This is a genomic window from Maribacter luteocoastalis, assembly GCF_048890225.1.
GTDB classification, from domain to species: Bacteria; Bacteroidota; Bacteroidia; order Flavobacteriales; family Flavobacteriaceae; genus Maribacter; species Maribacter luteocoastalis.
This window is the reverse complement of record NZ_JBMFZG010000002.1, coordinates 86,820-110,173: the sequence shown is the minus strand read 5'-3', so window position 1 is coordinate 110,173 and position 23,354 is coordinate 86,820. Positions and strand designations below refer to the sequence as shown.

The 23,354-nt window shown below is 37.8% G+C and carries 20 protein-coding genes; 18 read left to right on the top strand and 2 right to left on the bottom strand.

Annotated elements, in window-relative coordinates; translation table 11 throughout:
- The first annotated feature begins 7 nt into the window (after nt 1-7).
- The 16 genes from ACOCEA_RS04990 (at nt 8) to ACOCEA_RS04915 (ending at nt 21,248) form a co-directional block, all read left to right on the top strand.
- Nucleotides 8-766 carry a Crp/Fnr family transcriptional regulator gene (locus ACOCEA_RS04990; protein ID WP_420755111.1) on the top strand — a complete coding sequence of 253 codons (759 nt, stop codon included), beginning with the start codon at nt 8-10 and terminating at the stop codon, nt 764-766.
- A 260-nt stretch (nt 767-1,026) separates the two neighbouring features.
- Nucleotides 1,027-2,412, top strand: coding sequence for a CmpA/NrtA family ABC transporter substrate-binding protein (locus ACOCEA_RS04985; RefSeq protein WP_420755110.1), 1,386 nt, complete (start codon nt 1,027-1,029; stop codon nt 2,410-2,412).
- 33 nt (nt 2,413-2,445) lie between these two features.
- On the top strand, nt 2,446-3,546 hold the full coding sequence (locus tag ACOCEA_RS04980) for an ABC transporter permease (RefSeq protein WP_420755109.1): 1,101 nt from the start codon (nt 2,446-2,448) through the stop codon (nt 3,544-3,546).
- 17 nt (nt 3,547-3,563) lie between these two features.
- Complete coding sequence (locus ACOCEA_RS04975) at nt 3,564-4,403, top strand: ABC transporter ATP-binding protein (RefSeq protein ID WP_420755108.1); 840 nt, start codon at nt 3,564-3,566, stop codon at nt 4,401-4,403.
- A 12-nt stretch (nt 4,404-4,415) separates the two neighbouring features.
- Nucleotides 4,416-5,243, top strand: coding sequence for an ABC transporter ATP-binding protein (locus ACOCEA_RS04970; protein ID WP_420755107.1), 828 nt, complete (start codon nt 4,416-4,418; stop codon nt 5,241-5,243).
- 34 nt (nt 5,244-5,277) lie between these two features.
- Nucleotides 5,278-6,573 carry an alginate export family protein gene (locus ACOCEA_RS04965; RefSeq protein ID WP_420755106.1) on the top strand — a complete coding sequence of 432 codons (1,296 nt, stop codon included), beginning with the start codon at nt 5,278-5,280 and terminating at the stop codon, nt 6,571-6,573.
- Between the two features lie 124 nt (nt 6,574-6,697).
- A complete protein-coding gene (locus ACOCEA_RS04960; protein WP_420755528.1) occupies nt 6,698-7,372 on the top strand; it encodes a response regulator transcription factor in 675 nt (224 codons plus the stop codon).
- Nucleotides 7,373-7,537: 165 nt separating this feature from the next.
- A complete protein-coding gene (locus ACOCEA_RS04955) occupies nt 7,538-11,068 on the top strand; it encodes a molybdopterin-dependent oxidoreductase (protein WP_420755105.1) in 3,531 nt (1,176 codons plus the stop codon).
- Between the two features lie 10 nt (nt 11,069-11,078).
- On the top strand, nt 11,079-12,527 hold the full coding sequence (locus ACOCEA_RS04950) for a rubredoxin (protein ID WP_420755104.1): 1,449 nt from the start codon (nt 11,079-11,081) through the stop codon (nt 12,525-12,527).
- Nucleotides 12,528-12,753: 226 nt separating this feature from the next.
- Nucleotides 12,754-14,322: an arylsulfatase gene (locus ACOCEA_RS04945; protein WP_420755103.1), complete on the top strand. Its 1,569-nt coding sequence runs from the start codon at nt 12,754-12,756 to the stop codon at nt 14,320-14,322.
- 345 nt (nt 14,323-14,667) lie between these two features.
- A complete protein-coding gene (locus ACOCEA_RS04940) occupies nt 14,668-15,258 on the top strand; it encodes a FecR family protein (protein ID WP_420755102.1) in 591 nt (196 codons plus the stop codon).
- 246 nt (nt 15,259-15,504) lie between these two features.
- Nucleotides 15,505-15,987, top strand: coding sequence for a hypothetical protein (locus ACOCEA_RS04935; RefSeq protein WP_420755101.1), 483 nt, complete (start codon nt 15,505-15,507; stop codon nt 15,985-15,987).
- Nucleotides 15,988-16,440: 453 nt separating this feature from the next.
- Entirely contained in the window at nt 16,441-17,712 is a 1,272-nt protein-coding gene (locus tag ACOCEA_RS04930; RefSeq protein ID WP_420755100.1) for a PQQ-dependent sugar dehydrogenase, read from the top strand.
- Between the two features lie 39 nt (nt 17,713-17,751).
- On the top strand, nt 17,752-18,756 hold the full coding sequence (locus tag ACOCEA_RS04925) for a DUF3500 domain-containing protein (RefSeq protein WP_420755099.1): 1,005 nt from the start codon (nt 17,752-17,754) through the stop codon (nt 18,754-18,756).
- Between the two features lie 537 nt (nt 18,757-19,293).
- A complete protein-coding gene (locus ACOCEA_RS04920) occupies nt 19,294-20,331 on the top strand; it encodes a hypothetical protein (RefSeq protein ID WP_420755098.1) in 1,038 nt (345 codons plus the stop codon).
- Nucleotides 20,328-21,248 carry a FlgO family outer membrane protein gene (locus ACOCEA_RS04915; RefSeq protein WP_420755097.1) on the top strand — a complete coding sequence of 307 codons (921 nt, stop codon included), beginning with the start codon at nt 20,328-20,330 and terminating at the stop codon, nt 21,246-21,248. The genes ACOCEA_RS04920 and ACOCEA_RS04915 overlap by 4 nt, the downstream gene beginning before the upstream one ends.
- An 11-nt stretch (nt 21,249-21,259) precedes the next feature.
- Here the strand turns inward: ACOCEA_RS04915 and ACOCEA_RS04910 are convergent, their stop codons facing one another.
- Together ACOCEA_RS04910 and ACOCEA_RS04905 are read right to left on the bottom strand one after the other, a co-directional pair.
- Entirely contained in the window at nt 21,260-21,916 is a 657-nt protein-coding gene (locus ACOCEA_RS04910; RefSeq protein ID WP_420755096.1) for a hypothetical protein, read from the bottom strand.
- A 23-nt stretch (nt 21,917-21,939) separates the two neighbouring features.
- The gene (locus ACOCEA_RS04905; RefSeq protein ID WP_420755095.1) at nt 21,940-22,692 is read right to left on the bottom strand and encodes a hypothetical protein; all 753 of its coding nucleotides are present in this window, start codon (nt 22,690-22,692) and stop codon (nt 21,940-21,942) included.
- 200 nt (nt 22,693-22,892) lie between these two features.
- Between ACOCEA_RS04905 and ACOCEA_RS04900 the strand changes: the two genes are divergently transcribed.
- The gene (locus ACOCEA_RS04900) at nt 22,893-23,051 is read left to right on the top strand and encodes a hypothetical protein (RefSeq protein WP_420755094.1); all 159 of its coding nucleotides are present in this window, start codon (nt 22,893-22,895) and stop codon (nt 23,049-23,051) included.
- Nucleotides 23,052-23,140: 89 nt separating this feature from the next.
- Nucleotides 23,141-23,296, top strand: a complete 156-nt coding sequence (locus ACOCEA_RS04895) for a hypothetical protein (RefSeq protein WP_420755093.1) — start codon at nt 23,141-23,143, stop codon at nt 23,294-23,296.
- The last annotated feature ends 58 nt before the right edge of the window (nt 23,297-23,354 follow it).

The following is a 23,354-nucleotide window of genomic DNA, read 5'->3' as shown; positions in this document are numbered from 1 at the left end:
AAACTAAATGCATACTCAGATAACACATAAATTGAGGAAGGATGATCATAAAGAAGATCGTCTAGAGAATGCATGTCATATTTGTAGAAATCAAAATTGTCTTATCCAAAAAAACATCCATTTAAAGGAAATTTTACAGCTGACCGAAACAAGAAAAGAAATTAAATGTAAAAAAGGACAACAATTTATAATGGAAGGCGCTTCCGTAACCGGTCTTTTTTTTCTGCTAAGTGGTAGTGTAAAAGTACTTAGAACAGGGCTTCACGGCAAGGAACAAATCGTGCGTTTCGCTACTTCAGGAGAAATTATTGGCCATCGTGGTTTTGGCACCGAAGAGACTTATCCAATAAGCGCTATTGCTTTAATAGATTGTACCCTTTGCTATTTTTCTAAAGAGACTTTACAGGAAACACTCAGAAAAAGTCCTACCCTAACGTATGACCTCATGTTGTTCTATGCAAATGAATTAAATAGAAGTGAAATTAAGGTAAAATCATTATCACAAATGACAGTTAGGGAACGGGTCATTGACACGCTGTTGTACATAAATAGAAAGTTTGGACAAACCAATGGCTATTCTTCTGTTTTACTTAGTAGACGTGAATATGCTGACTACTCAGGAACCACTGAAGAGCAAGTTATACGAGTATTTTCAACACTAAAAAAAGAAGGTCTGCTTATCACTAAAGGCAAGCGTGTTGGAATTCCAGATATCATAGTACTACAAAAAGAAATATCTGAGCATAATTTTTATCTAGATAGTTAATAGGTTACGTAATCCCCTGCTTAAATCTACGTACTCCACTCTTTTTTAACTTTTTCAATTCACACATCATAAACACTTGATAATAAACTGCTTATTAACAAAAATATGCATTAAAACAGGTGTTTATATGTATTAATACATTTTAAAGCATGTGACAAAAAGATGTTTGCACATATCTAAATCCATAAAAAGAAAACTTAAATACGTATACATTTGCTTTAAATAAGTATTAATACGTAGTAACTAATAAAACATTACTCATGAAATCATTACTAACTAAACTATCCCTTTTTGCATCAGCAACACTTCTAATGCTTGCCTGTGGCGGAAAGGATGCAAAAAAAGCTGTAACGGAATCAGCTACAGAAGATATTGCTTCTAAAACGAAACAACTGGATATTGAAAAACCTCAATTAACCTTTGGGTTTATTAAATTAACCGATATGGCGCCTTTGGCAATCGCCAAGGAAAAAGGTTTTTTTGAAGATGAGGGACTTTTTGTGTCGGTGGAGGCCCAATCTAATTGGAAAAATGTATTAGATCGTGTAATAGATGGACAATTAGACGGTTCTCATATGCTTGCAGGTCAGCCTATAGCTGCTGGAGCTGGTTTTGGAAGACAGGCCGAGTTAGTTACTCCATTTTCTATGGATCTAAACGGAAACGGTATTACCGTATCCAACGATGTTTGGTCAAAAATGAAACCAAACGTTCCTAAAGATGAAGATGGCAAACCTATACATCCAATTAAAGCCGAATCGCTTAAACCAGTAATTACGGAATATAAGAATAGCGGTAAGCCCTTTAAAATGGGTATGGTCTTCCCGGTATCTACCCACAACTATGAAATAAGATATTGGTTAGCCGCCGCGGGTATACATCCTGGTATGTATACGGCGGATAATGTTCAGGGGCAAATTGATGCTGAGGTATTATTATCTGTAACGCCACCACCACAAATGCCAGCAACACTAGAATCTGGAACCATATACGGCTACTGTGTAGGTGAACCATGGAACCAACAAGCCGTTTTTAAAGGGATTGGGGTACCCGTTACAACGAACTACGATATCTGGAAAAATAATCCAGAAAAAGTATTTGTTATGACTAAAAAGTTTGTTGACGAAAATCCCAACACGGCTATTGCTGTAACAAAAGCACTAATACGAGCTGGTAAGTGGTTAGATGAACCAGCCAACAGACCAGAGGCTGTAAAAATTCTTTCCATGTCACAGTATGTTGGTGCACCAGAAGAAGTATTGGCAAATTCTATGACCGGAACGTTTGAATTTGAGAAGGGCGATAAAAGAGATATGCCAGATTTTAACGTATTCTATAAGTATAATGCAACATACCCATTCTATTCTGATGGTATTTGGTTCTTGACCCAAATGCGTAGATGGGGTCAAATTCCTGAGACTAAACCTGCAGATTGGTACGGTACAACAATTAAAGATATTTACAGACCCGACATTTGGAAAAAAGCAGCGGACCTATTAGTGGCTGAAGGCCAAATACCAGCCTCAGACATACCAGATACCGATGGTTATAAGGATGTGACCAGTGATTTTATTGATGGCACCTCGTTCGATGCCAAAGACCCAATAGGGTATATCAATAGTTTTTCTATCGGAAACAAAGATTAAATCTCCTTACTAATCGAAGCAAAATAAAAAATCATGGAGCAAGAAATCGTACTAAAAAAGGAAAATCAAAGTTTCTCATTTTTGAAGCCACTAGCCCATATATTAGAAGCAAGTATTAAAAAGGATGCCATACTCAAATTTCTAAAAAATACAGGAATTACATTAGTTTCTATTCTTTTGTTTATTGGGTTATGGCATTTGGGTGCAAAGGCATTGTATAATGTAGAAGCAGCATATAAAATTGAAAAAGCTCTTTCGGAAAGAGGTAACGAAGCGGCGGAGGCAGAACGTGCCTGTATAAATTCAGGAGACTCTAGTTGCCAACCAAACACATTGCCATCCCCAGTGCAGGTATGGGAATCGTTACAATCTTTAATTGCCGACCATAAAGTAATTAAAGCCGATAAGGCCGCTTTTGTAGAAAAAATGGCGGACACCAACACTAAACTATTGGCTGAAGGAAAAAATCCAATCGTTTATACCGGTCGGGCATCTTTTATAGATATTATCCTCACCAGTATTAAAACAGTTTTTGCAGGATTTTTACTAGCACTATTAATTGCCGTGCCCATAGGTATAATCATTGGGCTTAGCCCTTCCTTACGCAGTGCCTTCAACTGGTTTATACAAGTGTTCAAACCTGTTTCCCCTGTTGTTTGGTATTTATTGGTTTTCATGATCGTAAAGACCTTATATATTGGCGATAGCTCAGACAATGCTTTTGTTATCTCCTTTATTAGTGTTGGTCTATGCGCCATGTGGGCCACATTGGTCAACACCGCTATGGGGGTCTCCTCTGTGGACAAAGATTATATCAATGTTGCCAAGGTTTTAAAATTAGGAACCTTTCAGAAAATATTCAAGGTTATACTTCCTTCTTCTTTACCCTTAATTTTTACTGGACTTCGTATCACACTTTCTGTAGCCTGGATGGTTTTGATTGCCATAGAACTTTTAGCTCAAAGCCAAGGTTTAGGGCTCTTTGTATGGGAGGAGTTTCAAAATGGCGCCAATGACTCCAACTCCAAGATCATCGTTGCCATGTTCGTAATCGGAATCATAGGATTTCTTTTAGATCGCCTGATGTTGACCATACAAGGAATGGTATCATTCAATAAAAATGAAGCTGTTTAAATTTTAAACCAAACGATATGGCATATCTACAGTTAAACAACGTATCCAAGACTTACGGGCAAGGTAATAACCTAACAGAGGTGCTTTCAAATATAAACCTCTCTATAGATGAGGGTGAGTTTGTTGCCATAGTAGGTTTTACCGGTAGTGGAAAAACTACATTGGTAAACCTGATTAATGGCCTTTTACAACCTTCTAGTGGGGAGGTATTGTTCAAGGGGAATTTGGTAAAGGACACCAGTCATGAACGTGGGGTGATTTTTCAAAATTATTCTCTTTTGCCGTGGCTTTCTGTTGGGCAGAACATATGCATGGCGGTTAAAGAGGCATTTCCAAAAGAAAGTAAAAAGGAACTCCAACAAAGAGTAAAAGACTTTGTGGCCATGGTAGGTTTGAGCCCTGCAATAAATAAAAGACCAAAAGAATTATCTGGCGGAATGCGCCAACGTGTTGCCGTTGCAAGAGCATTGGCAATGAACCCAGAAATGATAATTATGGATGAACCCCTAGGCGCTTTAGATGCTTTGACAAGAGGTAATTTACAAGACGAAATTCTAAATATATGGAGCAAGGATAAACGTACCGCATTGCTAATTACCAATGATGTTGATGAAGGAATTTATATGGCGGACAGGATAATACCCTTAAAACCAGGGCCGAATGCAACCCTTGGCCCAGAATTTAAAATAGATCTAGAAAGACCTCGTGACAAAACAGCAATGAACGATAATCCTAATTATAAAAAGACGAGGAACGCCATAATAGAATACCTGATGGATATTGGGGATGAAAGAAAAACGGTATCACAAACGGAATATCAACTGCCAGATCTAAGCCCAAAAAGCTTTGTGGCCTAAGGATAAAAAACAATGAGTACAATTACTTTAAACAAAGAAAACACATATACCGAAAATGGTATTGCATTTTCTTCCAATGTTATGTTAGACCTCTCAAGACTAAAGAAAGTCTACCCAACGCCAAAAGGGGATTATGTAGTATTGGAAGATTTAAATCTCCAAATTTTAAAGGAAGAATTTGTGACCATTATTGGTCATTCCGGATGTGGCAAAACAACAATGCTATCCATGATTGCAGGGTTAAACCCCATTTCTGGAGGTAACATCGCGGTTTTGGGAAACCCAGTAAAAGGTCCTGGCCCAGATAGAGGTGTAATTTTCCAATCTCCTAGCCTTATGCCCTGGATGACAGCATTACAAAACGTAATGTTGGGAGTGAACAAAGTTTTTGCCCATGGAACAAAAAACCAACGGGAAGATATCGCCAAGTATTATTTACATAAGGTTGGTCTAGATGGGGCCTTTCATAAAAAGGCATCGGAGCTTTCCCAAGGAATGCAACAAAGAGTAGGTATTGCAAGGGCTTTTGCCATAAAACCCAAAGTGCTGCTTTTAGATGAACCTTTTGGTATGTTGGACTCTTTGACCAGAGGGGAGCTTCAAGACATATTAATTGAAATATGGAACAAAGAGAAAATTACCGCCGTAATGATTACACATGACGTGGACGAAGCCATTTTCCTGGCAGATCGGGTAGTCATGATGACAAGCGGACCCAGTGCAAAAATAGGAGACATCTTGGCTATTGATTTTGAACGTCCCAGAACCAGAAAATCAGTCTTGGAACATGATGACTATTACACCTATCGCAAACATCTCATAGACTTCTTAGAACACTAAAATCAAACTCAATAATTTATAAAATCACAGAACCATGAAAAAACAACACATAATTATTATCCTATTATTCCTATCTGTAAAATATACTTATGCACAGTTCACCTTAGATGGCCAATTCAGGCCAAGGACAGAATACCGTAATGGGTTTGGCAGTATCATCCCAGATGCAAGCGACCCAGGATTTGCCATATCCACGAGGGCCCGATTAAATGCTGGATTCGATACAGAAACCTATCAATTCTATTTAAGCCTACAGGACGTCATGGTATGGGGGGAAAATCGACAAATTTTGCCTGACGATCAAAATGATTCCTTTGCTGTGTTCGAGGCTTGGGCCAACATTAATCTTGGAAAAGGTTGGTCTACCAAGCTCGGCAGACAGGTAATCTCCTATGATGACCAACGTATTTTTGGTGGTTTGGATTGGGCGCAACAAGGTCGAAACCATGATGCCGCACTAATCAAATACCAAAAAGAAAAATTTATTTTGGATATTGGATTGGCATTTAGCCAGGATTTTGATAATCCTACAGGATTTCAATCGGCAGGAACAGCCTATAACACCACAGGGTTCTTTACATATAAAACAATGCAATATGCCTACCTCAAACAAAAATGGGAGAAATTTTCAGGTAGTTTGCTTCTTTTAAATAACGGGTTTCAAAATTTTACCGGCACAGACGATGCTAGAACAGCTGACGGAACCAGCAATTTACAAACTTTGGGCACCCATTTGGAATACAAAAGTGGAAGTTTTGGCGCAGCTCTAAATGCCTTTTTACAAACAGGCGAAAGACAGAATAGCGTTAATGTGGGCGGAGCCTATCTTGTTGGGCTTGACCTTACGTATAAGGCATCAAATAAGGTTGGTTTAGGTTTAGGTGCCGAAATAATCAGCGGAAACAAAACCAACACTACAGATAAAACAGAGGCTTTCTTTCCGTTATACGGTACTAACCACAAGTTCAATGGTTTCATGGACTACTTTTATGTAGGCAATCACGCAAATTCAATTGGCCTATTCGATATGCATGCAAGCGCTAATTTTAAGTTAGGTGATACTTCAAATTTATTGGTTAAAGTGTTAAACTTTAGTGGGGACCAAGAGCTCCCAAGTGGAGAAAAATCTTTGGGAACAGAAGTTGACATGGTATTTTCCAAAAAGTTCAAAGGCTATGGTTTGGCCATAGGTTATTCACACCTATTTGCGAGTGACGGGATGTACGAACTTAAAGGTGTTACAAAAGATGACGCTGCAAGCAGTCAGAACTGGGCTTGGGTACAATTAACCATTAAACCACAATTATTCAGCACTAAAAAAACAGAATAACAACTATAAGACGCTTCGATTAGGGCCGCTATTACTATTTTGGTTTTGGCGGCTCTTTTTGTGTTCGTTCGGGCCAATTTTAATTTTAGATAATTCTTGTATATTTGTACGTATAACTACGCATATTTTGAATCATATAAAGATAATTTTGGCAGATGACCATTCTTTAGTACGGGATGGAATTAAAGTTTTATTGGAAACAGAATCTGACATAGAGGTAATAGGGGAGGCCTCCAATGGTAAAGAGGCAATAGCACTGGTAAATGAAAAAAATCCAGATATACTTATTATTGATATTCGTATGCCTGAAATGAATGGAATAGAGGCTGTAGAAATCCTAAATAGACAAAACACGGCAACAAAATGTATAATCCTATCTATGCACGATTCTGAAGAATACATATTACAATCTGTTAATGCCGGTGCTAAAGGTTATTTATTAAAGGATACTGGCAAACAAGAATTTATAAAAGCTATACAAACCGTAAACAACGGTGGTAAATATTATTCAGGAGATATATCTAATGTGCTGGTTAACAATTTATTAAATCCGACTTCAACAACTCTTTCAGAAGTTCCCCAGAAAAAAACGGCTACTACAAATCCTTTTGACCTCACAAATAAAGAACTACAGGTTCTTGAGCTTATCCTTACAGGTCTGACCAATAAACAAATTTCTGAAAAACTTCAGAATAGTAAGCGCACCATCGAGACCCATCGTTTCAACTTAATGAGAAAAATGGAGGTCAAAAACCTTATTGATCTTTCAAAAAAGGCACAAGAATTTCATCTAGTTTGATTAGTACTATTCTACTAAAATTTAAGTAATAGCATCTTCTTCTTGCTATTTTTATCAATCTAACATATTTAAGCCTAACAATTACGAAATAAATACTACGTATTTATACGTATTTTTTTAATTTGCTTTACTAAATTTTGATGACCTCATCAAATATGTAATACAATGTTGAAAAAGAATACTCATAAAACCATTTGCTCCTATTGTGGGGTTGGTTGTGGTATAGTTGTAAGCGTAGATAAAAAGGGTATTATTTCCTTGGAAGGAGATGAGAACTACCCTAGCAACAAAGGTATGCTATGTACCAAAGGCAGAAACTTAAATTACGTAGCACAAGATACCAGTGATCGTATTCAAAATCCACAAATGCGATGGAATAGAAACCATCCGTTACAAGAGGTGACCTGGAACACCGCTTTCGAAAGGGCTGCAGCGGTTTTTAAAAGTATCATTTCAAAACATGGTCCGGACAGTGTAGGTTTTTATGTTTCAGGACAGTGCCTTACCGAAGAATATTACTTAGTAAATAAACTTACCAAAGGCTTTATCGGTACAAATAATATAGATACCAACTCTAGACTCTGCATGAGCTCTGCCGTGGTAGGGTATAAAAAAACATTAGGGGAAGATTCCGTTCCTATATCCTATGAAGACATAGAACTGGCGGATTGTTTTCTTATCGCTGGTGCAAATCCAGCTTGGTGCCACCCAATCCTATACAGAAGATTGGAAAAAAGAAAGGAAGAAAATCCACAGGTAAAAACTATCGTGGTTGACCCTAGAAAAACACAAACTGCCGCCGCTGCAGACTTACATCTTCAAATTCTGCCCGGTACTGATGTAATTCTATACAATGCCATAGCGCGTTGGTTAATTGAAAAGAAAAAAATTGACACTTCATTTATTAAAAAATACACCGTCAATTTTGAAGCCTGCAAACAAAGTGCCTTTACCTTATCCCTAAGACAAGCTGCAGCAGCATGTGGTATTCCTATATCCGACATTAAAAAAGCGGCCCAAATGATTGGAGAGGCGAAAAAATTTATAAGTATGTGGACCATGGGGCTTAACCAAAGTGTAATAGGAGTCTCAAAAAACGTTTCGCTTTTGAATATTTCTTTGTTAACCGGACAAATTGGCAAACCTGGGTGCGGTCCTTTTTCCTTAACGGGACAGCCTAATGCCATGGGAGGCAGGGAAGTGGGTGGCATGGCAAATTTATTGGCCGCACATAAAGAATTGGATAACCCGACACATAGAAGGGAAGTTTCGGAATTCTGGGGAGGCAAAGAGATAAAATCTAAACCAGGGTATACCGCTACCGAAATGTTTGATGCATTGGAAGAGGGTAAGCTCAAGGCCATATGGATTATTTGTACCAATCCTGTAGTTAGTTTACCAGATTCAGATAAAGTAGAGAAAGCCTTAAAAAAAGCGGCATTTGTTGTGGTACAGGATATTTCACATAACTCGGAAACAACAAAATTTGCAGACCTACTTTTACCCGCTGCAGGGTGGTTGGAAAAGGATGGTACCATGACCAATTCTGAGCGGAGAATCAGCTATTTGCCAAAGGTTATAGACCCTCCGGGCAACGCATTGCCAGATGCTGAAATACTTTGGCGCTTTGCACAAGCTATGGGCTATAAAGGATTTGATTATCAAAGCACCAGCGAAGTTTACGACGAACATTGCCTACTAACCAAAGGAACTAATATTGATATCGCTGGTCTTTCACATGAACGTTTGAAAAAGGAAGGAAGTTTTCAATGGCCGGTGCCCCATAATTCACATCCTGGTACACCTAGGCTTTTTCAAGATAATAAATTCTACACCAATGATGAAAAGGCTCATTTTAACGCTCCACAGCATCTTTTTAATAAATCAGAAGAAACCAATGAGGAATTTCCGTTAATATTAAATACAGGACGTGTAAGGGACCAATGGCATACACGCACCAAAACAGGTAAGGTAAAACGTCTTTTAACCCATATTCCCCAACCCTATCTCGAAATGAACAAAGTTGATGCCTATTTAAGGGGTTTAAAGGAGGGTGATGTGGCCATAATCAAAAGTAGACGTGGAAAAGTACAGGTGAAAGTGAAAATTAATTTTGATATAAAGGAACAGGTAGTTTTTCTTCCTATGCATTGGGGCAAGGTATTACAAAATGATTATGGACGGGCCAATAACCTAACCAATAACCTTATAGATTCCATTTCTAAGGAACCCGACTTTAAATATTGTGCGGTACAGGTAGAAAAGTTTGTGAAACCAAAACAAAAAATCATAATTATTGGCGCTGGGGCCGCGGCTTACAGATTTATACAATCATATAGAGCAAAGAATTCAAGTGATGAGTTACATGTTTTCTCAAAAGAAAAAGACCCTTTCTACAACCGTGTTCTCCTGCCAGAATATGTTAGTGATGAATTATCATGGAAGGCGTTGGAAAAATTAAAAAAAGGCGAGTTACATAGACTAGACGTAACACTTCATCCAAATAATGGTATACAAGATATAGATTCAGTAAACAAAAAAGTAAAAGACTCAATAGGAAATATCCATAGTTATGACCTTCTTATCCTGGCTACTGGAAGTAGTGCTTTTGTGCCAAACGAGGTGCCTATGAAAGCGCCGGGGCGCTTTACCATGAGGGAAAGAGGGGATGCGGACAGACTTAAACACTATCTAAAACAAACAGGTCTTCCCGCCCAACAACAACATGTTGTCATAGTTGGTGGTGGATTATTAGGCTTGGAACTTGCTGCTGCACTCAAAAAAATAAATATTAATATTAGTATCATACAAAGAGCCCCAAGATTAATGGAACGTCAACTGGACAATATTGCCAGCAGACTTTTGGCAGATGATGTTTCAGAAAGAGGAATTAGCCTTTTCTTTGACAGTGAAGTTAGTACTGTATTTGAGGAAAGGGATGTAGAGCATTCCCTTATGGTCACCTTAAAAACAGGAAGAACCCTGCAATGCAATGCCATTGTATATGCCATAGGAACCAGACCCAATATAGGGTTGGCAAAAAAGGCAGGTTTAGATACCAGAAGAGGTGTGCTGGTGAACCATTATTTGCAAACAAGCGATGCCACTATCTTTGGATTGGGAGAGATAGCAGAGTTCAACAATTCACTTTTTGGTATCACTTCCGCAGCAGAACAACAGGCTGATATTGCCGCAAACTTTATTCTTGGCGACTTTAGCAGTATCTACAATGGTTCGGTCCTAATGAACATTCTAAAATTTGAGGACCTAGACCTATGTAGTATTGGATTGGTAAATGCCCCTTTAGGTGACAGTTCTTATGAGGAAATAATATTAATGGACGTTAGTAAGCGCTTTTACAAAAAGTGTATCGTTAAGAACGATACCTTAAGAGGGGCTATCCTTGTAGGTGACAAAAACGAGTTCGCAGAGTTCAAGAGACTCATAGAGGAAGAAATAGAACTATCGGAAAAGCGGGATGAATTACTCCGAGGTGGCAAAACCACAGAACCACTAAAAGGCAAATTAATTTGCTCATGTAGTCAAGTGGGTGAAGGAAATCTAAAGGAGGTTATTTCGAAAGGATGTTCTAGCTTTAATGAACTTTGTTCGCAAACAGGAGCAGGTTTAGGATGTGGTAGTTGTAAACCTGAGGTTAAGGAAATATTGGACCAACAATTAAAAATGGCAACGTAAAGGCATACCAATGAACGATAATCTAAATAGGATATTACTTAAAGGTGGGGTAACCTCCCCAGGGGAACTAAAGGACGTAATTAGTATGCTGGAGGCCGATGGTCTTAAAGAGATATACTTTGGCTCTAGACAAGATCTGTTGTTCCCATTAAGACCAAAAAATGAGCGTACACTAGAAAGTTTCTCAAAGTTCAACACTGATATAATTGCAGACAGAAACTATCAAAATATCGTAAGTTCATATGTGTCGGCAGATGTTTTCGAAATGACACATTGGTTAAAAGGTTCTACATATTTATATATACTTGAAGGCTTTGATTTTTTGCCAACCTTAAAAGTAAACATAACGGATCCCAAACAACGATTGGTCCCCCTTTTTAGTGGAAATCTAAACTTTATAGCTTCAGAAAGTGAGGATTATTGGTATTTGAATGTAAAGCTTCCCCATTGGAAATCGGGTGTTTTTTACCCTGTTTTGATCTATAGTTGGGACATTACCATAATTGCTAAAAAGATAGATGAAATTTATGAGGACATACAAGATGTGGAGGAACTTTTCTTTATTCTGAGCAAAAACTTGGACACAAATAACAAGACCATAGAAAAAGAATTGGTAGTGCCCTATTTGACTTTCCCCTATTATGAAGGAATGAACAGAATGGGTTTAGATCAGTTTTGGTTAGGATTATATTGGCGAAACAATAGATATGACCTTGCTTTTCTCAAAGAATTTTGTGGATTTTGTCTGGACAATAGCATTGGTAAAATCTGTATTACCCCTTGGAAATCATTCATTGTTAAAGGAATACGAAAGGAAAGCAGGCAAGAATTAGAAAGGCTTTTGGGCAGATGGGGAATAAATATTCGTCATTCGCAACTGGAGATGAATTGGCATTTGCCTGTGGACGATAAAGATGCTTTGGAACTAAAGAATTTTTTAGTTAGAAATTTTGACCAAAATGATATAAGTACGTATGGTCTAACCTTTGGAATAAGTAAAGATGTTGGCAAGCGTTCACACTTCGCTTCTATCATAATAGAAAAAAATAACAAACCAGTATTAGTCCAAGATTTTGAAATTAGTCCTACCTATAACGTGATTCATTCCGAAAATTTTGATCCCAATACCCAAAAATATAAGATTCATGCCCAAGATGTTGATAAAATAGAACTTCCTGGCCTTTTGATGGAGTTAAGTAAAAAATACTTTGAACAACTTGGTAAGGTCATACAAAAACCGAGTCATAAAGATAAAACTACCAATAAAAACATAGACATATTGCACCAGTGCCAATCTTGTCTAACGGTTTATGATGAACATTTTGGCGACGAAAAGCAAGGCATTCCAATGGGGACCAATTTTGCGGATCTACCAGACACTTATCTTTGTTCAGTATGTGATTCCCCCAAGTCAAATTTTAAAAAGAATAAAGTAAGCTTACATAATCCCAATATATGATACTAGTTTTAAGGCGCCCATCCTTATAAGTGGGTTTTAATTTATAGATTCCTTAAATTTGAGCTATAGAAAAACTAGATTTCAAAAGCCCTGTAAACTATAAAATATATAGTAAATTCTTTTTTTCTATACGTATAGCTTCGTTGTTTTTTCAAAGAAACCCTGGTTAAAGGATATGTCTAAATAAAATGCTCCTTTATTTAACCGATTAATTTAAACCGGCACCATGAAACTAAGTATGCATCATTTTATCTTGCTTACCATAATCAATATCACGGCAAGCTGTAAGGACACCTACAAAAAGCAGGAAGATATTGTCAATCATAAGCCCAATATCATTTATATTCTTGCAGACGACCTGGGTTATGGGGAGCTTGGCGTTTATGGACAAGAAAAAATAGAAACGCCCAATATAGATGCCTTGGCCAAAAAAGGAATGCTGTTTTCACAGCACTATACCAGTGCCCCCGTTTGTGCGCCAGCACGTTATATGTTATTGACCGGAAGACATTCCGGGCATGCCTATATCCGAGGTAATGATGAATGGAACGAACGTGGCGATGTGTGGAACTATAGGGCCATGGCACAGGACTCCAGTTTGGAGGGGCAACGGCCCATACCATCAACTACCGTCCTTCTTCCACAAAAACTGAAAGAACAAGGCTATTCCACTGGTATGATCGGTAAATGGGGTCTGGGAGCTCCTCATACCGAGGCTATCCCCACCAAAATGGGCTTCGATTTTTTCTATGGTTATAATTGCCAACGACAGGCCCATACCTATTACCCGCTACACTTGTACCATAATGAAAATAGGGTGCATTTACAGAACGATACCATAGCGCCATCTACCAAATTTACTAAGGGTACGGACCCCTATGACCCTGAAAGTTATGTCAATTACAGCCTCAATGAATACGCGCCGGACCTAATGTTCAAAGAGATGGTGAACTTCATTTCCGAAAAGAAAAACGATCCCTTCTTTTTCTATTGGGCCACACCCATACCCCACAATCCTATACAGGCACCGCAAGGTTGGGTAGACTATTACAAAGAAAAGTTTGGCCCAGAGGAACCTTACCTAGGGGACGAAGGTTATTTTCCACACCAAAATCCCCGTGCAGGATACGCAGCCATGATTTCCTATTTGGACGAAAATGTAGGGAAACTCATCAACCACCTAAAAAAGGAAGGTGTGTATGAAAACACCTTGATTATTTTTAGTTCCGATAATGGGGTGACCTATTCTGGGGGAACGGATGGTGAATTCTTTAATAGTTCAGGTCCTTTTGGTGAAGTCTATGGTAAAGGCAAGGGCTTTGTGTATGAAGGAGGCATCCGCGTACCTATGATTGCCAGTTGGCCGGGTCATATACAGGCCGGTTCGCAAACGGACCATGTTTCCATACAGTATGATGTCATGGCAACGCTCGCCGATTTGGTCGGTTTTGAAAACCCTGTGGATACGGATGGTATCAGTTTTTTACCCACTTTGGTGCAACAAGAGGACCAGCAAGAACATGATTTTCTCTACTGGGAATTTCCTGAATATGGTGGACAGGTTGCCATTCGCATGGGCGACTGGAAAGTGGTACGGCAACATGTAAAGGATGACGAAATACCGACCCTAGAACTCTATAATTTAAAGACCGACCCTGCCGAAGCAACTAATGTGGCAAATAAATATCCGGAGATTATTGAAAAAGCTGCTGCTATTTTTGCTGCCCAACACACAAAAGCAGCAACGGAACGCTTTCAGATTCCGAGGATAGAGGGGGGACTTTTGAACAACTAAATGATTTGTTTTATGAATCTGACTTTAGCACGCCGAATTGACTTCACAAGAGAATTAACCCGTTATCTTTTAGGGAATTGGCCCATTTATATTCAGGTTTTTAGGGTCAAAACAATTTTCGCGATAATCCCCGACAAAGCCTATTGCTAAATAAAATGTGCCAGCCATGGTGACGAAACGGACAAAGCAAATCAGTATCAATCATTGCTAACCACTTGGCCACAATTTACTACGCCCTACAAGTCGTATATTTGATGTACACTACAAGGAAAAGTTCAAATAAAAGAGTGTAAGTACCTTTAAAAGTTCATTCCAATAAAATTAATATAGACAAAGTATCTAAATATGAACTATAGTAAAAAGATAATCGTATTTATAAAATTAATGACCTTTAGTTTATGTATTTTTTGTTGCGCTTGTGACAGTGATACGTTAGAAATGACAACAAAAGAGAACTATGAGGTAGCACACTTGCCAGATGGCTCGGTAGTTTACCTGAACCACAACAGTACTATTCGCCACGCCAAGGAATTTAACCCTAGAGTTATAGAGTTAAAAGGAGAAGCATTCTTTATTGTCCAACCAGATGGGTCTGAATTCTTGGTGACCACAGAATTTGGGGACATTGAGGTATTAGGTACAGAATTTAACGTAAAAACCACAGTGAATCAAGTTGAAGTAGATGTAAAAAATGGACTTGTGGCACTAAAAACAGCATATAATAATAGCGAGATAAAAAAAGGTGCGAAAGCTGTTTACAAAGAAGGTGAAAAAACTGTTCGGCAACTAAAATCAAACGAAGAATTCAAAAAATGGACCCAATCGTTGAAGCGTGAGTTTAAAAAACTTGGGAAAGATATAAAGCCAGTACTCAAAAATGTAGGGAAGGAATTTAAAAAGGTTGGGAAAGAAATTGGTGACGAATTCAAAAAATAATAGTCCATTGTGCTTTTTTATTGGTTTTAATTGAAAAACCCATTGAGTTGGTATAGCAACCATGATCCCATTGGCTAGTTTTATCCTCTACGCTTCAAAAAAATAGTGTTGTGTATTTTCGTGATGCCTTCTCAAGGCAAAAATAAAGACCAAGATGACCTTGGTCATTTCCCTTGTTTTTCTTAATCGCTAGCTTAGGGCCTATAAATCATTTTTTAGCATTAAATCCTTTATTATAAAACACTTATGTCTGGTAAAAATAACTATAGCCCTTGGTATAAATTACCCAATTATTTAATGGTGTTGGCCTTGTTATGTGGGAGTTTATCCATAAACAGCTGCAATCAACAAGCGCTGGGGTTTGCATTACCTGAAGGGAACGTTGAAAAAGGAAAAATGACCTATAAGACTTTGGCCTGCAATGAATGTCATAGTATTGTTGGGATTGAGTGGAAAGGCGGAAGTGATAGTCTAAAAATACATCTCGGCGGTGATGTAGCTTTTCAGAAATCCTATGGAGAATTGGTCACATCGGTTATCAATCCTTCCCACAAAATTGCACGTAGGTACAAACAAAAATCTTCACCTGAAACAACCGAAGGCAGTCTTTCAAAAATGAAGAATTACAATGAAGTTATGACTATTCAGGAACTCATTGATCTGGTTACTTTTCTTCAATCGGAATATGATGTAAAAACACCACCAACAGAATACTATCCATACTATTAATAGTGTAGTGTGGGTAATAACCCAAAATACCTGTGTTAAAATATTGTCTCACGCCAAATAGAGACAAAAGAACTTATGTACCTATCGCCTAAAAATTTACAAGAGTTAATTTACGGCCTTTCCTAATCAAAACGACTCACAACACTATATCCTATGAAAAGCCGTGATCCAATTGTATAAAGCATCAATGCTTTTGAAAAAGGATACGTTAAATTTTGCCACAACCCCACCCAGCAGGGACAATACCCATAAACGTTTTACTATCAGATATAAAATATAGGTTTATAACATGGTACTTTAGCAAGTATGCCCATATTTGTTCGGGATAAACTCACGGCATGGTGTAAAATCTATATTCACTTTTGGGTTTCGGGATGAGACGCCTTTTTTTTTCGCTTAAAAATGCTATTGAATTTGTAACTTTAACAACAACCAACCTTCTATAACCACTTTATGAAACTAATACCCACCACCCGGAACCTATTTATGTTCTTTGCCGTGCTGACTTTTACGACTTTTTTTTTCCAATGCAAAAACGAAACAAAATCCCCCGTAAAAACGACACATAATACAACCTTTTTAAAAGCCCCTGAAGGATTTTCAGTGGAAGAAATTGGTGCTGATTTAGGTGCTGTTCGTCATTTGACCGTAACGCAGAATGGTGATATTTATGCCAATAGGTCCGTATTAAAAGATGGAAAGGCCATAGTCTTGCTAAAGGATACCGAGGACGACGGCATCATGGATAAGCAGCAGTTCTTTGCCGATGTTCCTGGTACAGGAATACTGGTTAAAGACAATTACCTCTATACCTCATCAAATTCCGCTGTGTTTCGGTATAAATTGAATGATGCCCATGAAGTTATAGATACAGGCACTCCAGAAAAAATTGTGGACGGGCTGGTTGATATGGGCAGGGACAATGCCAAACCCTTTGCCATTGACAATGATGCCAATCTTTATGTGACCATAGGTTCTTGGAATGATGCCTGTAGGGATAATGAGTCTAATACAGGGAGCATGCCTTGCGCGATATTGGACTCAGCTGGGGGTGTTTGGAAATTTAAGGCCGATAAACTTGATCAGACTTTTGCCGATGGTACCCGATATGCCACCGGGGTAAAAAATGCGGTGGGTATCACCTGGAATTTTAAAACAAACTCGCTTTTTGTAACCGATCATGGCCGGGGAGGACTACATAATTTTTACCCAGAGCTCTATACCGAAAAGCAAGACCGAGAGTTACCTGCAGAAACTTTATATGAGCTAAAGGAGTATGATAATGCGGGTTGGCCCTATACCTATTATGACCATTTTAAAAAGAAGCGTATCCTAGCCCCAGAATATGGGGGAGACGGAGAGCAGACAGGGGGTGAAGATGCAATTATGCCTTTAATGGCATTCCCTGCGCATTTAGGCCCAAATGACCTTCTTTTCTATACTGGCGACATGTTCCCAGAAAAATATAAAGATGGCGCCTTTATTGCATTTCATAATCAATCCCAAGAGCTAAAAAAAGGTTTTTTTGTTGCCTTTATTCCTTTCAAAAATGGAAAGCCCAATGGCGATTGGGAAATTTTTCTAGATAACTTTGCCGGATTTGATTTGGCCAATCCCTCGGAGGGCACCTTGCAACATCGCCCATGCGGATTGGCACAAGGGCCCGATGGTGCATTATATGTTTGTGATGACTTTGGTGGCAGTATTTTTAAAATAACGTATTAACCCTTATCCAAATAAAAAGGAACTAAAATCTTTTTAGGTATGAAAAAAAATATACTTGTATTACTTTTTGCTGTTTTTCCCATGTTGGGATTTGCACAGGATGTAACAATCGTCAAACAATTTATGAACTCTTTGACCGCGCCTCAAAAAGCAAAAATTGTCTTTGACTTCAAGGCAGATACCCGAGACAAATGGCACTTTCTACCTTGGAGTTCTTTTGAGCGACAAGGACTACCGTTAAAGGAGCTTACAACGGATCAAAAGGCATTGGTCCATAAGCTACTCCAGTCATCCTTAAGTGATACGGGCTACAAGCAAACAACGGAAATCATTGCTTTGGAAAATGTACTGGCAGCCAGTTCCGGCGATCCCGTTTACCGTGACCCAGAACGGTATTATGTTTCCATTTATGGCAATCCCGCACAGGAAGATGTATGGATGTGGACTTTTACAGGGCATCATGTTGCACTACACTTTACTACCGTGGCTGACGATGTTTCCTATACACCTAGGTTTTTTGGATCCAATCCAGGAAGAATTATGGAAGGTGAACGAAAAGGATTTAGCCCTTTGGTTAATGAGGAAGACATGGGGTTACAACTCATTAACATGCTGAGCAGCGATCAGCAAAAAATTGCAATCATTAATGAAAAAGCATACAACGATGTGGTCAGCGCCAACACGGCAGTAGCTGAGCAACCTGCCCCTGAAGGTTTATTGGTCAGTGATATGACACCCGCCCAGAAAAAATTGGTCATGGACATTATTTATGAATATGCTTCCACGATCCCTGCCGACCAGGCGATGGAGAGAATAAGTAACATCCGTAAAGAGGAACTAGAGGAACTACGGTTTGCATGGGCGGGTGCCACAGTACTTGGAAAAGCACATTACTACCGCATACAGGGTAAAACCTTTATGATTGAATTTGACAACAGTCAAAACAATGCCAACCACATTCATTCGGTTTGGCGCGATTTTGATGGCGATTTTGGCAGGGACCTGCTAAAAGAACATTACCAGAATGCCAATCATGAGCATTAAGGAATTCCTAGCGTAATAATTATTTAATCGCTCCTACAGAAGCTAGTTGCCACCTAGGTTATTGTAGAGTAGGCTAGGCTATTCTGTAGACATCCTGAGGTATGTGGACTTAAATGAAAAAATCCAACCTAACTTAATAGATTGGATTTTTTAAAGGCGTCGTAAATACCTTATTTCCCTATTCCAAGGCTTTTCGTTTTTAAATTAAATATGACCATCCTACACTGTGAACAAAAGGATAAATGGAAATATAACTTGACAATAAGGGTTGCGAAAAGTAAAAAGAATTCATCTGAATCTTTAGGAATCGTTTGTCAAGGCATTTTAAGGGTTTAAAAAAAAGACCATGTGCCATTCATATAGTTAAACATAAATACTACTATGAACAATAACAGCAATGTTTCAAATTACGGTTTACCGTAATCGATTTAGGTATAATTACTTATTTTACAGTTTAATTTTTAATCATATTATCTTAGAATTTAAGATTTTAATTCTGTTTTAATATTTTTAACCACCGCCTATCCATTACGACAAATGAGACTCAAGTTATTGTTATACTCTTTACTTCTTATTTCTTTAAAGGCTCTTTGTCAGGAAACCGTATTCGTTAAAGCAATTGAAAATGGTAATGGATTTACGAGGCAACGTAATGGAGAATGTTACATAGTTACTCCAAACCATGTTGTACTTGAAAATTTAGGTGGTATTGAAATAGTTGCAAAAAACCGCTTACAAGTGAATGGGCGGCTAATCGAAAGTTTTGAACCAGACCTGGTTATTATTAAACTTGAACAATCAACCGGGCTAACCTGTAAACCCATTCAAAGAAATGAGGTTTTAAACGAGGTACTAGAAAATGTCTCAACAGGATATTTGGAATATCGTGATGAATTTGGGGCTTCAAACCTTATTCATGTCAATATTACTTCTATAGACCAAGATAGTATTGCTGTCATACCTCAAGACCCAAGCCAGCAGTTTATAAAGGAAATGGGTGGAGCTTCTTTATATGTCAATCATAAAGCTGATAAAATACTGCTGGGGATGTTATTGCACATAGAAGAGGATTTGAAAACAGCCCATGTATATCAAATCGACGATATCAATAGGATGCTATCTCCTTTTTTTGATGTTCATGAAGACAAAACAAAAAGCCTTGGGATTCTAATATTGAAAGATGATGCTGTTTTTTCGGAAGTATCAAATACCTTGGCAAGCAATCTAAGAAGAAACAAAAAGTGTCAAGTATCAAAAAAAATACCCGATACCGAATTTTTATACAAAGAGTTCAGTTCAATAGTTTCCAATAGCTTCAACAAAAACATTCCACAAAAGATAAAAGAAGGTCTGGACGAAGTATTGTTGGGAGAAGTAACCATATTAAAATCAATAAATGCAAAAAACCTTTACAAAATTAATGCTCGATTAGCTGCAAATCTCTATTCCAGCCATGATTTTACACTTATCAAAAACTTAAATGCCAACGGAAAAGGATTAAATTCTGATGAAAACTTGGCGTACGACCAATCGATTAGATCATTACTAACAAACCTTGAAAACCAATTGAAATGAAACAGTTTTTACTCCTTAGGGTATCCCTTTTTCTATTAACACTCAATGTACAGGCCCAAGACTTTGATGTACAATTAGAAGAATTGGCCCAGAACATCGCTACAAAACTAGATGGCAAAGGCAAGAAAAAAGTTGCCGTATGGGGCTTTGTTACAGAAAGCGGCGAACGTACCGCATTAGGCAACTATATCACTGAAGATTTCTCAGTATATGTGACTAATTTTGGTGATAATTTTGAAATTATCGACCGGAACCATCTAGACATGCTTCTAAAAGAACATCAGTTGAATTCTGAAGGCTATATAGATGAGGCTACTGCCAAAGAACTAGGTAAAATTGTTGCTGTTGACGCTATTATAACAGGTACTTTTACCGTCTTGACGACCAACGTTAAGGTACGTGCCAAAGTTTTGGATACCGAAACGGCTTTGCAGTTTGCAGCCAGCATGGCGAATCTGCCATTGAATGAAAATGTTTCGTCTTATTTAGGTATTTCGGTAAATGGTGGAAATACAACTAATAAAGGGTTTAATACACCTTTAAATTCTAATGAGACAGTAAACAATCCTGACACGGTTGATTCTGAATGTAGCAAAAAAAGTACTGGTGATTTTTGTTTTGCTAACACCCTAAATGAAAAAATAATAATAAGAATTCATTATCATAGAGATGCTGATTATAAATTTAGAAGTAGTAAGAAGACTATAATCTTAGATGCTAATGAAACAAAATGTATTTATTCATTAATCAACCGCCCGTTTGATTATTTTGTATCTACATGGTCCAATTTTCAAGATGAAGAAAAATTTAAAGGAATTGAGGATTGGGTTGGAAGCAATACTAAAGTTAAGTTTTTAAAAGAAAAAGGCGAACTAAAAGTAGAAACCTGTAAATCGAAAACTTATACTATTAAATAAGCGACCTTAGACTATATCTTTTTAATGGCATTGGCCTTGGCCTCTTCTTGCGAAAAACCAATTCCGTTTACCTGTATTATTTTTGATAAATCTCTCATTTTGGTGTCGGTCGTGGTATCGTAGGTATTAAACTGCAAGTTGATTTGGCAACTCACGGTGTTAGAGGACAGTGAACTCTTTTTAAAAGTATAACGTACTTCCCCAGCAACCATGTAATTCGTTTTTATTTTGCTAAATCCTGAGAAATTCCCCTGTACTAATGCGCTTTTATAATCCAGTGCTTTTGAAGGAGTTGCACTAAGATCATATTTTTGAAAGATTGTGTTTTCTAAGTGGTTTATGATTTGCTGGTCGATTCCATTAACACCATAAATAATAATGCTAATAGAATTCGGATTTATTGTAGCAACCAATTCCTCCTTTTGCTTATTGTTATCTGGATCGTTCATGAAACGAGATACATTTTCGGAAGGGATTTCTTTGCTTATTTCTCCAACCCTATTTAAAGTATCTTTCTCGACAATGTCACTGGTCGATTCCACAGATTTATTTTCATTTTTTCGAGAGGTCACAAAATCATATATTTTGAAAATAATCAAAACAACTAGGGCAGCTTTGGCTAACGTACCCAACCAAAATTTTACCTTGCGTTCTGTTTTTAAATTCATTCTTCGAGAATTAGTATTAAATTTTATAAAAACTCGTCGATAGCATCATCGTCTGTTAGGCCTTCGTAAGTATCTAAAAAGTCTTCCAGCATTTCGATTTTACCAATTTCATCATAGTCGATGTTCACGAAAAACAGACCAAAACTTCCAAAAAAGCGATAAATAAAATGTGAAAAAATCTTCTTCCGCTCCAACTTTTCTAACCTATTTTCCAAAAACCCGATCAATTCAGATTTCACTTCAAGTTCATCCTTAATTTCATTTTTAAGTAAGTCAAAGCGCTGATTAACCTCATCTTCTATGAATTGCTTCAGCGAACACGATTCCAGCTCCTTTAAAAAATGGATACATGCATCCGATTGTTCATTAAGATGCTCAATTTTCTCCTCCTTTTTTTCAAATATTGTGACAACTGTCTCAACTCTAGGGACGCACTTCTTGTAATGCGTTGAGACTTCGGACGGGTTCACATCGATGTCATTACTATTTCTAACCAGGTCCCTGAAAACAAAAGCTTCTCCATAATAATACTTTGTCAGAGCATCCAAGGTTTTCTTTTTAGGGATATGATAAGTTTGTTTTGGTTGCAAACCTTCTTTAAGAATCTTTCTAAAGGTAAGTGCGCGACTTAGTGAATGCCAACTTGTTTCGATGCCCTTCTCCCTGCATTCTTGCAGTAGTGTACTGACGACCAAATCATTGTTACTGTCTTCTATTCCGTCGACTAGAAAAATAAAATGGGGCAGTAGTTCTTCGGTAAGCTTCACAATAACCATGTCTTCAAAAATAAACAAAAAACCAAACGGAATTTTCACATAATACTTTCGTCATGAAGGTCGTGACGGTCATGACACGCTATTTTTTGCCATTAACCTCAAATTGCGGTGTAATTGATTTGTAAGACGTTACAGAACAATTAGTTACAACAGAGAGGCCTCTCATTTTAAAAGAATTAATAACCATTAAATCTAAAAAAATGAGAAATTTAGTAAAAGTGTTGGTAGTCGTATTTTTGGTAGGACAAGGATTGACCTCATGCAGCAAGGCAGAAACAATTGCCGAGGAAGATCAACTTTATGAGATTCAAGCTACCGAAGGCGATGATGAATCAGACAAACCAGAGAGAGAAAATTAGTTAATACCCTTTAAAGAGGTAAGCCCTATTCATTTTTTAGATATGGCTTTCCATTTTAATAAATTTATCAAAAGTTAAGACTGAAATTTATGAAATTCAGATTAGGTATTATAGCAATTGTATTGTTTGGGATGAATTTAGTTTCTTGTTCGCCAATTAGCTTGGCAGAAGAAAATCAGCTTTATGACATTCAAGCAACGGAAGGTGACGACGGAGAAGTGGAAGGAGGCAGGGGAAAGCAGTAAGCTCTCCAAGCAAGAAAAAAGAGGCCATATCGATTTGGTGTGGCCTCTTTTTACATAT

Coding starts and splice junctions, on each gene's coding strand:
- ACOCEA_RS04975 (WP_420755108.1), top strand. CDS start 3,564: ATGGCATATCTACAGTTAAACAACGTATCCAAGACTTACGGGCAAGGT.
- ACOCEA_RS04970 (WP_420755107.1), top strand. CDS start 4,416: ATGAGTACAATTACTTTAAACAAAGAAAACACATATACCGAAAATGGT.
- ACOCEA_RS04900 (WP_420755094.1), top strand. CDS start 22,893: ATGAGAAATTTAGTAAAAGTGTTGGTAGTCGTATTTTTGGTAGGACAA.
- ACOCEA_RS04950 (WP_420755104.1), top strand. CDS start 11,079: ATGAACGATAATCTAAATAGGATATTACTTAAAGGTGGGGTAACCTCC.
- ACOCEA_RS04925 (WP_420755099.1), top strand. CDS start 17,752: ATGAAAAAAAATATACTTGTATTACTTTTTGCTGTTTTTCCCATGTTG.
- ACOCEA_RS04985 (WP_420755110.1), top strand. CDS start 1,027: ATGAAATCATTACTAACTAAACTATCCCTTTTTGCATCAGCAACACTT.
- ACOCEA_RS04915 (WP_420755097.1), top strand. CDS start 20,328: ATGAAACAGTTTTTACTCCTTAGGGTATCCCTTTTTCTATTAACACTC.
- ACOCEA_RS04980 (WP_420755109.1), top strand. CDS start 2,446: ATGGAGCAAGAAATCGTACTAAAAAAGGAAAATCAAAGTTTCTCATTT.
- ACOCEA_RS04910 (WP_420755096.1), bottom strand. CDS start 21,916: ATGAATTTAAAAACAGAACGCAAGGTAAAATTTTGGTTGGGTACGTTA.
- ACOCEA_RS04945 (WP_420755103.1), top strand. CDS start 12,754: ATGAAACTAAGTATGCATCATTTTATCTTGCTTACCATAATCAATATC.
- ACOCEA_RS04955 (WP_420755105.1), top strand. CDS start 7,538: ATGTTGAAAAAGAATACTCATAAAACCATTTGCTCCTATTGTGGGGTT.
- ACOCEA_RS04920 (WP_420755098.1), top strand. CDS start 19,294: ATGAGACTCAAGTTATTGTTATACTCTTTACTTCTTATTTCTTTAAAG.
- ACOCEA_RS04965 (WP_420755106.1), top strand. CDS start 5,278: ATGAAAAAACAACACATAATTATTATCCTATTATTCCTATCTGTAAAA.
- ACOCEA_RS04990 (WP_420755111.1), top strand. CDS start 8: ATGCATACTCAGATAACACATAAATTGAGGAAGGATGATCATAAAGAA.
- ACOCEA_RS04905 (WP_420755095.1), bottom strand. CDS start 22,692: ATGGTTATTGTGAAGCTTACCGAAGAACTACTGCCCCATTTTATTTTT.
- ACOCEA_RS04895 (WP_420755093.1), top strand. CDS start 23,141: ATGAAATTCAGATTAGGTATTATAGCAATTGTATTGTTTGGGATGAAT.
- ACOCEA_RS04930 (WP_420755100.1), top strand. CDS start 16,441: ATGAAACTAATACCCACCACCCGGAACCTATTTATGTTCTTTGCCGTG.
- ACOCEA_RS04935 (WP_420755101.1), top strand. CDS start 15,505: ATGTCTGGTAAAAATAACTATAGCCCTTGGTATAAATTACCCAATTAT.
- ACOCEA_RS04940 (WP_420755102.1), top strand. CDS start 14,668: ATGAACTATAGTAAAAAGATAATCGTATTTATAAAATTAATGACCTTT.